Consider the following 10459-nt stretch of genomic DNA (forward strand, 5'->3'; position numbering starts at 1 on the left):
AGCGTCCTTGAGACCGCCATCGCGGGCAAGCCATGCTCCTACAAAAAGCCCGCAGTGATCAAATCCGATAAGTACTCTTGGTCATCACCTTGGCCATCAAGCTCATCCCGAACTTCACGGGCGCCGGAAAACGGAAACCACCGGCATCCAGTGCGCTTTCGGCATGCTGTTCTTCATCGATGCGCATCTGCTCAAGAATCGCCCGGGACTTTTCATCCTCGGCCGGCAGTTGTTCCAGGTGTTCGTTCAGGTGCTTGCAGACCTGATCTTCCGTCGCCGCGACAAACCCCAGGCTCACTTTGTCGCTGATCAGCCCCGCAACCGCGCCAATCCCGAACGACATGCCGTAGAACAGCGGGTTGAGAATGCTGGTGTGGCTGCCCAACTGATGGATGCGTTGCTCGCACCAGACCAGATGGTCGATTTCTTCTTCGGCGGCATGTTCCATGGCAGCGCGCACTTGCGGCAGCTTGGCGGTCAGGGCCTGACCCTGATATAGCGCCTGGGCGCAGACTTCACCGGTATGGTTGATGCGCATCAGACCGGCGACGTGGCGGGTGTCTTCGTCGCTCATTTTCACATCCGGCTGCACGATGGCGGGCGACGGACGGTACGGTTGGCCACTGAAAGGCAGCAAGGTACGCATCGCGGCATCGGCTTGCAGCAGAAGGCGGTCAATCGGCGAGTAGTGACGTTGGGTAGTCATGCTGACCTCCGGAGGAATCTCGGCGGCCAGTTTAACCCAATCGGCCGGGGAAGGTTTGCGCTGGGTCATTGTGTTGCAATTGTCATGACAATGCTGTGATACCCCAATGGGAGCGACGCTGCGCCGTTCCCATCGGGCTTGCTGCAATCAGCCCGGTGGCCAGTGCATCTGACGCTGACCCAGCACGTGCATATGAATGTGATAGACCGTCTGCCCACCTTCTTCATTGCAGTTCATGACAACGCGGAAGCCTTTTTCGCAACCCAGCTCCAGGGCCAGGCGCTGGGCAGTGAACAGAATGTGCCCGGCCAATGCCTTGTCGTCCTCAGTGAGGTCGTTGAGGGTGCGCACCGGTTTCTTTGGAATCACCAGGAAATGCACCGGTGCCTGTGGGGCGATGTCGTGGAAGGCCAGTACCTGGTCGTCCTCGTAGATGATCTTGGCCGGGATTTCCCGGTTGATGATCTTGGTGAACAGAGTATCCACAGCTGTTTTCTCCGTTGTTTGGGCTGGCCTGAGTGTACTCATGGGTTATTCCCGAGCCCAGCCTTTTACCTGTAAACAGTCAGCGCGGGCAGTGAGCCTTGATGACCATGCCAGTGATCGTCCGGATCAGCCAGCGTGAGCCGAACCGGGGCAGGGCGGCGAACCAGCGGTTGCGCCGTCCCGGAATAATGATCGCGCGATTTTTCTCCAGCGCGCGCACGGTGTAGAGCGCAACTTCTTCCGGGCTCATCAGCAAATTGCTGTTTGCCAGTTTGTCGTTGTTCAGCTGCGCAGTGCGGAAAAATGCGGTGCGGGTCGGACCGGGACAAAGCACTGAGACCTTGACCGCACACTTTTTCAGCTCGACGCGCAGGCCTTCGGAAAAGTGCAGCACATACGCCTTGCTCGCGTAATACGTGCTCATCCATGGGCCAGGATGGAACGCGGCGACCGAGGCAACGTTGAGAATCTGCCCGCCACCTTGCAGCGCCATGCTGTTCCCGATTGCATGGCACAGGCGTGTAAGGGCCAGAATGTTCACTTCGATCAGGTCTTGTTCGGTCATCCAGTCCTGAGCCAGGAACGGGCCACAGGTGCCAATGCCGGCGCAGTTCACCAGCAGATCGATCTGCCGGTCACCTTCTTCCAGTTCCAGCAGGAATCCGGACAGCCGCAGCGGTTCGCCCAGATCGCAGGCGCGGAATAACACTTCCACGCCAAACCGTTGAGTCAGTTCAATCGCAATACTTTCCAGCTGATCACGCTGTCGGGCCACCAGTATCAGGCTGCGGCCACGGCGGGCCAGCGCTTCGGCCATGGCCAGGCCAATGCCGCTGGAAGCGCCGGTGATCAGAGCGTAACGGGTCATGCAGTTCTCCATCGCAACAGCTCCACACCGCGACGCAGGTGTCGCGGGCGGGGAGCGCTGTTCATTCTTGCGCAGAGTCTACAGGGGGCTGGGCTTCTTCGGCTGCATCGTCGGCGGAATTTGCCGGTGATTCGGTCTCGACGTCGATTTCTTCGGTGGTCACCGAACCGCTCTGGTAGCTGCTTTCGAGAGTGTTTTCGTATTCGTCCTGAATGGCTGAGATCCCGCCCGCCAGTGCGCCGACGATCATCAGCGCGATCAACACCACCCACAACGACGACAACACCTTGACCGCCGTGCTATTGGGCGGTGGTGGCGCGCCGTAGCGGTTGGCGACGTTGGTGCCCGGCATCGCCAGCATCACCAATGGAAAGAAACTGCCTACGAACGGCACCAGGTTCAGCAGCCACAACCAGCCTGACCAGCCGATGTCATGCAAGCGCTGAACGCTAATCATGATGCTGACGATGAGAAACCCGAGGCAGAGGAAGAAGGCGAGGATGCCGCCGACGATCAGGCCGGCAGTCGAATCGGAGCTGACGAGGGCCAGGCCGACGAGGGCAAATACGGCGACGACTGCAATTGTAATCAGGCTCAACACCATCGACCACGCGAGAAAACGCAGGCGTCCGATACGTCCTTCGACACCGAAGGGCTTGAGCGTGGCGAATTCGGGCAGGCTTTCACCGACACGGGCTTGCGGCGGCGCGTAAGGGGATTCGGGTTCTGACGAGGTGGCCGCAGGGACGTGATGCTGAATGTCGGCCAGATTCAGTTCAACCGAGGTTTCGGATTCTATACGGGCGTCGATGCCCGTATTCTTCAGGGCTTGCAGATACGTCTGTGCATCGGCTTGTGACAGTTCGCGTTTGAGTGTGACCGGTTGACCGCTGAACAGACGTTCGACGGCGGCGACTTCGCTCTTGTACAGCGCGGCGAGATTGAGCTTGGCGGTGGAGAGATCAACACCCGGCAGCAGCGTGCCGTCGAAGACGATCTTGAAACGGTTTTCGCTCATTGCCGAGGCATCCTTGTCGCGAGTGTATGAATTCGGAGTGTAAGGCCAGCCTGGCGTGGCTGGCCCGGATTTTCAGCGTGGCCAGCGCTGATGCAGTTGTGCGGCCTGCTCGAGTGCCTTGCGGTATTCGGCGTCGAGGCGCGCCACCAGTTGATCGACGCTCGGCAAATCATCGATTTCGCCAACACCCTGACCCGCAGACCACACGGTTTTCCAGGCCTTGGCTTCATCGCTGATCGGCTTGAGCTTGGAGCCGAAATTGACCTCGCCCTTGTTTTGCAGCGCGGCCATGTCGAAACCGGCGGCCTCCAGGCTCTGGCGCATGAAGCTCGCCGGCACACCCGATACCGCTGGAGTATGGACGATGTCTGCGGCTCTGGCAGTCAGCAGCATCTCTTTATAGGCGTCAGGCGCATGACTTTCGGTGGTGCCGATAAATCGCGTACCGAAGTAGGCCAAATCCGCACCGAGCAATTGCGCGGCGAGGATTTCATGGCCGTGGTTCAGGCACCCGGCCAGCAACAGGGTCTTGTCGAAGAACTGCCGGATTTCAGCAATCAGCGAGAATGGACTCCAGGTCCCGGCATGCCCGCCAGCTCCCGCGGCGACGGCGATCAAACCATCCACGCCAGCTTCGGCGGCCTTCTCGGCATGGCGGCGAGTCGTCACGTCATGGAACACCAAGCCTCCGTAGCTGTGCACTGCGTCGACCAGTTCCTTCACTGCGCCGAGGCTGGTGATCACGATCGGCACTTTGTGCTCGATGCAAATCTCCAGGTCAGCTTGCAGCCGTGGATTGCTGTTGTGGACGATCAGGTTTACCGCGTACGGCGCGGGGTTTTCCAGCGTCGCCAACCCGGCCTCGATCTCTTCCAGCCAGGCCTTGAACCCGCTGCTCTCGCGTTGGTTCAGGGCCGGAAAACTGCCCACCACGCCATTGCGGCAGCAGGCGAGCACCAGTTGCGGATTGGAAATCAGGAACATCGGCGCCGCCACCACGGGCAGACGCAAACGTTGTTCGAGCAGAGCGGGCAGCGACATTGGAAGTACCCCGATGAGTTATGTTTCCTGGAGTTAGAACGGTCGAACGACGACCAGAATTACGATTGCCAGCAATATCAGAACCGGCACTTCATTGAACCAGCGAAAAAAGACATGGCTGCGGGTGTTCTCGCCACGGGCAAAACGTTTCACCTGTGCGCCGCACATGTGGTGGTAGCCGATCAGCAACACGACCAGGGTCAGTTTGGCGTGTATCCAGCCACCCTGGCTGAAGATGCCGGGATTGAGGTAGATGAGCCAACCGCCGAAGATCAGCGTGGCAATCATCGCCGGGCCCATGATGCCCCGGTACAGCTTGCGCTCCATGACGCTGAAGCGTTCCTTACTGATCGTGTCTTCACTTTGTGCGTGGTAAACGAACAGGCGCGGCAGGTAGAACAGGCCGGCAAACCAGCACACAACGCTGATGATGTGAAAAGCTTTGAGCCATAGATAAAGCATTTTTAGTTATTCCCAGGTTCACGGTAGCCGGGATAGTAGAGGCTTGAGCGTCCGCACGTCACCTTGCCGGTTGTCGCAGGACGATACGGGCCCTATTATCGACGGCTTTCCAGTGGGTTCGTTGAGGGCAGGTTTATGGTCAAGGTCGGTATCGTCGGCGGCACGGGTTACACCGGTGTCGAACTGCTGCGTCTGTTGGCGCAACATCCGCAAGCTGAAGTGGTTGTCATCACTTCCCGATCCGAGGCCGGCCTGGCCGTCGCCGACATGTACCCGAACCTGCGAGGCCACTACGACGGCCTGGCGTTCAGCGTTCCGGACATCAAGACCCTGGGCGCTTGCGACGTGGTGTTCTTCGCTACGCCACACGGTGTTGCGCATGCCTTGGCGGGTGAGTTGCTGGCGGCCGGGACCAAGGTCATCGACCTGTCGGCCGACTTCCGTCTGCAGGATGCTGATGAGTGGGCCAAGTGGTACGGCCAGCCGCACGGTGCGCCGGAGTTGCTGGACGAAGCGGTCTACGGCCTGCCGGAAGTCAATCGTGAACAAATCAAGAAAGCGCGCCTGATTGCTGTGCCGGGTTGCTATCCGACCGCTACGCAATTGGGTTTCCTGCCATTGCTCGAAGCGGGTCTGGCCGATGTTGCGCACCTGATCGCCGACTGCAAATCCGGGGTCAGCGGTGCTGGCCGTGGCGCTTCCGTAGGCTCGCTGTACGCCGAAACGTCGGAAAGCATGAAGGCCTATGCCGTCAAAGGGCACCGTCATTTGCCGGAAATCCGCCAAGGGCTGCGTCGTGCAGCAGGCAAGGACGTTGGCCTGACCTTCGTTCCGCACCTGACGCCGATGATCCGCGGGATTCACTCGACGCTCTACGCAACTGTCGTGGATCGCTCGGTGGATTTGCAGGCGCTGTTCGAAAAGCGTTATGCCAACGAACCGTTCGTCGACGTCATGCCTGCTGGCAGCCATCCGGAAACCCGCAGCGTGCGCGGTGCCAACGTTTGCCGTATCGCGGTGCATCGTCCGCAGGATGGTGATCTGGTGGTCGTATTGTCGGTGATCGACAATCTGGTCAAAGGCGCGTCCGGTCAGGCGGTACAGAACATGAACATCCTGTTCGGTCTGGACGAGCGTCTGGGTCTGTCCCATGCGGGCATGCTGCCGTAAGGCTTGATTGCGTACAGTGAAAAGGCCCGTTGAACGGGCCTTTTTGCATTTTGGGCTGGCGAATGGATTGGTTGATATACCATAACAATAGTTGACCGCTTTTCTAGGAGAAGCGGATAATGCGCGTCATCACGCAATATGACGGCGTAACGCCGGGAGATAGTCAGCATGAGCGTCGAATCCTTCACCCCCACGGCTTTGCAATTCACCCACGGTGCCGCGCACAAGGTGAAGAGCCTGGTCGATGAAGAGGGGAATGATCGCTTGAAGCTGCGCGTATTCGTTACGGGCGGCGGTTGTTCAGGTTTTCAGTACGGCTTCACTTTCGATGAGGAAGTGGCCGATGACGACACCATCGTCGAGCGCGAAGGTGTCAGTCTGGTAGTCGATCCGATGAGCTTCCAATACCTGGCAGGTGCCGAGGTGGATTACCAGGAAGGTCTTGAAGGTTCGCGTTTCGTCATCAAGAACCCGAACGCGACCACCACGTGTGGCTGTGGCTCTTCGTTCTCGATCTGATCAGCGCGCCAGTTTCATCAAAACGCCGCATGGCCTCACGGCCCTGCGGCGTTTTGCTGTCCGGGGTTTATGCGGGGTAGATGGCGCCCAATACGCGCAAACCGCGAGCGCCGGTGACACTTGGGCGATTGGCGGCGATGCCTTCGAGGCAGCAGTGGGCAAGCCACGCAAACGCCATGCCTTCGACCCAGTCCGGGTCTACTCCGTATGCGGAAGTACTGCTGACTTTCGCCTTCGGTAACAGGCTGGCCAGGCGATTCATCAGTGTCGAGTTGTGCGCGCCACCGCCGCAGACCAGCACTTCTTGAGTGTCTGTCTGGGCACTTTGCAGCGATTCGGTGATGGTCAGTGCAGTCAGCTCAAGCAGCGTTGCCTGTACATTCTCGGCGGGGAAGGCAGGCAATTGCGCGAGGTGCTGCATCAACCATGGCAAGTTGAACACTTCCCGGCCGGTGCTCTTCGGACCTTGGGACACGAAGAATGGATCGCTGAGCAGCGCCTTCAATAGAATCGGCTCGATCTTGCCACTAGCGGCCCATTGGCCGTCACGGTCGTAGTTGTCACCGCGTTGCTGGTGAATCCAGGCATCCAGCAACACATTGCCTGGTCCGCAATCGAAACCGGCGACTGGGTTGCCAGGCTCGATCAGGCTGAGATTGCTGAAGCCGCCGATGTTCAGTACGGCGCGGTTGCCAGCGCGTTCTTCAAACAGGGCTTCGTGGAAGGCTGGAACCAGCGGCGCGCCTTGGCCACCGGCAGCGACGTCGCGGCTGCGGAAGTCGCTGACCACGGTGATGCCAGTGAGCTCAGTCAGCAGGGCCGGGTTGCCGATCTGCACCGTGAAGCCGCGCGCGGGCTCATGGCGGATGGTCTGCCCGTGGCTGCCAATCGCGCGAATGTCTTCAGGTTTGAGCTGCTGTTGGGCAAGGAGGGCGTTAACGCCTTGTGCGGCCAGTTTCACCCAGTTCTGCTGGGCGATAGCGGAGCGGGCGATCTCGTCCGGACCGCTGGCGCACAAGCCAAGCAGTTCGGCGCGCAGGGATTCAGGCATAGGGATGTAATGCGTGGCGATCAGCCTGATCGCCGGTGCTTGCTCGATCAGCGCAATGTCCAGGCCATCAAGGCTGGTCCCGGACATCACACCTATATAGAGCGCCATGGCTTAACGTTTGCTCGAAGCCAGTTGCGTGGATTTCTCTTGATCCATGCGCGCCATCAGCGGCTGGCTCTGCGCGAGGAAGCGCGCACGTTCGGCTTTGGAGATCGGATCGGCCATTGCCACTTTCTGCCCCAACGGATCAACGTGCACGCCGTTGACCTGGAACTCATAGTGCAAGTGCGGGCCGGTCGACAGGCCAGTGGTACCGATGTAGCCGATCACCTGACCCTGCTTGACGTTGCTGCCAGTCTGGACGCCCTTGGCAAAGCCCTGCATGTGGCCGTACAGCGTGCGGTAAGTGTTGCCGTGCTGGATGATCACGGTGTTGCCGTAACCACCACGACGCCCGGCCAGCAATACTTTGCCATCGCCAGCTGCCTTGATCGGCGTACCGCGCGGGGCTGCGTAGTCGACGCCTTTGTGGGCGCGGATCTTGTTCAGGATCGGGTGCTTGCGACCCATGGAAAATTTCGAGCTGATACGGGCGAAGTCTACCGGGGTACGGATGAACGCCTTGCGCATGCTGTTGCCGTCAGCGGTGTAGTAGCTGCTGTTGCCTTGTTTGTTGGTGTAACGCACGGCGGTGTAGGTCTTGCCGCGGTTGGTAAAGCGCGCAGACAGGATCGGGCCATTGCCGACCGGTTTGCCATTGACCACTTTCTGCTCGTAGATCACATCGAATTCGTCACCCTGGCGAATGTCCTGGGCGAAATCGACGTCATAGCCAAAGACGCTGGCCATGTCCATGGTCAGGCTGTGGGACAGGCCGGCACGTGCGGCGGACTGCGACAGCGAACTGTTGATCACGCCGTGGACATAGGCGGAGCGCACGGTTGGCTTGGCGGTAATGCGATTGAACGTATAACCCTTGTCGTTCTTGCTCAGGGTGATAGTTTCGAGGTCGCTGACCTTGCTGTGCAGGCTGGTCAACTGGCCTTCGGGGTTCAATTCGAATTCAAGTTTCTGCCCGTGCTTGAGCTGGCTGAATTGCTTGGCTTGCTTGTCGCTGGCAAGCACTTCATGCACCGCCGTTGCCGGCAGACCCACCTTCTCGAACAGTGTGGAGAGAGTATCGCCCTTGGCGACTGTCACTTCCCTGTGGTTTGGCGCCTTCTTTTCTTCGGCGACCGGTGCAGGTTCGGTTTGAGCGGTTTCCTGGGTGTCTTCTGCGCTGTTATCGATCTGCGCGAAAGGAGAAGCTGCTGGCTCATTTGTGGCTTGGACGGCCTCAGCAGCGTCTTGTTCTTGTGTCAGTTGTTCAGCAGGGCTTTCCAGTTCAAGGCTCAGGGTTGTCTTTTTGGCTTCAACATCACTGGAAGGGAATACCAGAAGCGCCAGGCTCAGAAGCGCGGCAATACCGCTTGCTGCGAGCAGGTGGGTCTTCGGGTAAAGCGGTGGCGCTTTAGACGATTCTTTGGTCATAAGTAGTGTTTTGACTTTGAAAAAGATGAATTGGAAAAGATGAATGACATGATGAAGATGAAATAACTGTATAAAATATAACCAAATCATCTCTGAAGCAAGTCTACGGATGTTATGTCCGTGGTTTGGCGTCCGTGCGCCGGGCAAACCTTGTATTTGACGTGCGATCTTGTATGGTTGGTCCCCTTTGAATCTGAGCCTTGCGGGTCTGTTATGAAGTCGGTTGAAGAGCAGCTAGCGCTGATCAAACGTGGTGCAGAAGAACTGTTGGTCGAGTCCGAGCTGGTTGAAAAGCTCAAGCGCGGCCAGCCGCTGCGTATTAAGGCAGGCTTCGATCCGACCGCGCCGGATTTGCACCTGGGTCATACCGTGCTTATTAATAAGCTGCGCCAGTTCCAGGAGTTGGGTCATCAGGTGATCTTCCTGATTGGCGACTTCACCGGGATGATTGGCGATCCGAGCGGCAAGAGTGCGACTCGCCCTCCGCTGACCCGTGAGCAGGTTCTGGAAAACGCCGAGACCTACAAGACTCAGGTCTTCAAGATTCTTGATCCCGCGAAAACCGAAGTGGCCTTCAACTCCACCTGGATGGATCAGATGGGGCCGGCCGACTTCATTCGCCTGACTTCACAGTACACCGTGGCACGCATGCTTGAGCGTGATGACTTCGACAAGCGTTACACCACCAATCAGCCGATCGCCATTCACGAGTTCCTTTATCCGCTGGTCCAGGGTTACGACTCTGTTGCCTTGCGTGCTGATGTCGAGCTGGGCGGCACCGATCAGAAGTTCAACTTGCTGATGGGGCGTGAGCTGCAGCGTGGTTATGGCCAGGAAGCACAGTGCATTCTGACCATGCCATTGCTCGAAGGTCTGGATGGCGTGAAGAAGATGTCCAAGTCCTTGGGCAACTACGTGGGTATCCAGGAAGCGCCGGGCGTGATGTACGGCAAGCTGGTCTCCATTCCTGATGCGCTGATGTGGCGTTACTTCGAGTTGCTCAGCTTCCGTTCCATGGATGAGATCAATGCTTTCCGTACTGATGTAGAGGCGGGTGCCAATCCGCGTGACATCAAGATCAAACTGGCCGAAGAGATTGTTGCGCGTTTCCATGGTGAGGAGGCTGCGGCCAATGCTCATCGTGCGGCGGGTAACCGTATGAAGGATGGTGAGCTGCCGGATGATCTGCCTGAGATCGAGTTGACTGCTGCCGAGGACATGCCGATTGCTGCTGTCCTTAATAAGGCAGGCCTGGTGAAGAACTCTGCTGTGGCGCGGGATCTCCTCGGTTCCGGTGGTGTACGTATAGATGGTGAGGTCGTCGATCGCACCTTTATATACGCGCTGGGCGCGACTCACGTCTGCCAGGCCGGAAAGAAGGCATTTGCGCGTATTACGCTCAAATCCGAATAAACCTGAAATTAAGGGTTGACGGCGAATTTTAGAAGCCTATAATTCGCCCCACTTCCGGCGCAGTCGAAACGGAAAACTCCTTTGTAAACAACTAGTTACGAAGTTTTCGACAGCAAGTTGCTTCAGTTCATCGAAGCCAGAAGGAAGTTGAAAAAGAGGTGTTGACAGCAGCGTGTAACGCTGTAGAATTCGCCT

11 protein-coding genes are annotated in these 10459 nt (G+C 58.3%); 3 read left to right on the plus strand and 8 right to left on the minus strand.

Features of this window, described 5'->3' with window-relative positions; genetic code table 11:
- Window positions 1–58 precede the first annotated feature (58 nt).
- The 6 genes from coq7 to hemJ form a co-directional block, all read right to left on the minus strand.
- Window positions 59–706, minus strand: coding sequence for a 2-polyprenyl-3-methyl-6-methoxy-1,4-benzoquinone monooxygenase (gene coq7 / locus ACW9JC_RS25285; RefSeq protein WP_338583451.1), 648 nt, complete (start codon window positions 704–706; stop codon window positions 59–61).
- Window positions 707–853: 147 nt separating this feature from the next.
- Window positions 854–1192: a histidine triad nucleotide-binding protein gene (locus ACW9JC_RS25290; RefSeq protein WP_008027110.1), complete on the minus strand. Its 339-nt coding sequence runs from the start codon at window positions 1190–1192 to the stop codon at window positions 854–856.
- 79 nt (window positions 1193–1271) lie between these two features.
- Window positions 1272–2060 (minus strand): SDR family NAD(P)-dependent oxidoreductase, encoded by a 789-nt coding sequence (locus tag ACW9JC_RS25295; RefSeq protein WP_416127529.1) that lies wholly within the window; start codon window positions 2058–2060, stop codon window positions 1272–1274.
- A gap of 61 nt (window positions 2061–2121) precedes the next feature.
- Window positions 2122–3078: a DUF805 domain-containing protein gene (locus tag ACW9JC_RS25300; RefSeq protein ID WP_457458370.1), complete on the minus strand. Its 957-nt coding sequence runs from the start codon at window positions 3076–3078 to the stop codon at window positions 2122–2124.
- Between the two features lie 72 nt (window positions 3079–3150).
- Complete coding sequence (locus ACW9JC_RS25305; protein WP_457458372.1) at window positions 3151–4119, minus strand: NAD(P)H-dependent flavin oxidoreductase; 969 nt, start codon at window positions 4117–4119, stop codon at window positions 3151–3153.
- A 33-nt stretch (window positions 4120–4152) separates the two neighbouring features.
- A complete protein-coding gene (hemJ, locus tag ACW9JC_RS25310; RefSeq protein ID WP_338583443.1) occupies window positions 4153–4581 on the minus strand; it encodes a protoporphyrinogen oxidase HemJ in 429 nt (142 codons plus the stop codon).
- A 135-nt stretch (window positions 4582–4716) separates the two neighbouring features.
- Between hemJ and argC the strand changes: the two genes are divergently transcribed.
- Together argC and erpA are read left to right on the plus strand one after the other, a co-directional pair.
- Window positions 4717–5751, plus strand: coding sequence for an N-acetyl-gamma-glutamyl-phosphate reductase (argC, locus tag ACW9JC_RS25315; protein WP_457458375.1), 1035 nt, complete (start codon window positions 4717–4719; stop codon window positions 5749–5751).
- A 168-nt stretch (window positions 5752–5919) separates the two neighbouring features.
- Complete coding sequence (erpA, locus tag ACW9JC_RS25320) at window positions 5920–6270, plus strand: iron-sulfur cluster insertion protein ErpA (protein ID WP_007906865.1); 351 nt, start codon at window positions 5920–5922, stop codon at window positions 6268–6270.
- A 67-nt stretch (window positions 6271–6337) separates the two neighbouring features.
- Here erpA and ACW9JC_RS25325 read toward each other — a convergent pair whose 3' ends face one another.
- Both ACW9JC_RS25325 and ACW9JC_RS25330 read right to left on the minus strand, forming a co-directional pair.
- Complete coding sequence (locus ACW9JC_RS25325) at window positions 6338–7429, minus strand: anhydro-N-acetylmuramic acid kinase (RefSeq protein ID WP_457458377.1); 1092 nt, start codon at window positions 7427–7429, stop codon at window positions 6338–6340.
- 3 nt (window positions 7430–7432) lie between these two features.
- Window positions 7433–8851, minus strand: a complete 1419-nt coding sequence (locus ACW9JC_RS25330; protein ID WP_457458379.1) for an OapA family protein — start codon at window positions 8849–8851, stop codon at window positions 7433–7435.
- Window positions 8852–9064: 213 nt separating this feature from the next.
- Here ACW9JC_RS25330 and tyrS point away from each other — a divergent pair, with 213 nt between their 5' ends.
- A complete protein-coding gene (gene tyrS / locus ACW9JC_RS25335) occupies window positions 9065–10264 on the plus strand; it encodes a tyrosine--tRNA ligase (protein ID WP_457458381.1) in 1200 nt (399 codons plus the stop codon).
- The last annotated feature ends 195 nt before the right edge of the window (window positions 10265–10459 follow it).

It is taken from the genome of Pseudomonas sp. SDO5591_S426, from assembly GCF_054070755.1.

Excerpts from the sequence above, each read along its gene's own strand:
- coq7 (WP_338583451.1), bottom strand. The coding sequence starts at position 706 with ATGACTACCCAACGTCACTACTCGCCGATTGACCGCCTTCTGCTGCAA.
- ACW9JC_RS25295 (WP_416127529.1), bottom strand. The coding sequence starts at position 2,060 with ATGACCCGTTACGCTCTGATCACCGGCGCTTCCAGCGGCATTGGCCTG.
- ACW9JC_RS25300 (WP_457458370.1), bottom strand. The coding sequence starts at position 3,078 with ATGAGCGAAAACCGTTTCAAGATCGTCTTCGACGGCACGCTGCTGCCG.
- ACW9JC_RS25305 (WP_457458372.1), bottom strand. The coding sequence starts at position 4,119 with ATGTCGCTGCCCGCTCTGCTCGAACAACGTTTGCGTCTGCCCGTGGTG.
- hemJ (WP_338583443.1), bottom strand. The coding sequence starts at position 4,581 with ATGCTTTATCTATGGCTCAAAGCTTTTCACATCATCAGCGTTGTGTGC.
- argC (WP_457458375.1), top strand. The coding sequence starts at position 4,717 with ATGGTCAAGGTCGGTATCGTCGGCGGCACGGGTTACACCGGTGTCGAA.
- erpA (WP_007906865.1), top strand. The coding sequence starts at position 5,920 with ATGAGCGTCGAATCCTTCACCCCCACGGCTTTGCAATTCACCCACGGT.
- ACW9JC_RS25325 (WP_457458377.1), bottom strand. The coding sequence starts at position 7,429 with ATGGCGCTCTATATAGGTGTGATGTCCGGGACCAGCCTTGATGGCCTG.
- ACW9JC_RS25330 (WP_457458379.1), bottom strand. The coding sequence starts at position 8,851 with ATGACCAAAGAATCGTCTAAAGCGCCACCGCTTTACCCGAAGACCCAC.
- tyrS (WP_457458381.1), top strand. The coding sequence starts at position 9,065 with ATGAAGTCGGTTGAAGAGCAGCTAGCGCTGATCAAACGTGGTGCAGAA.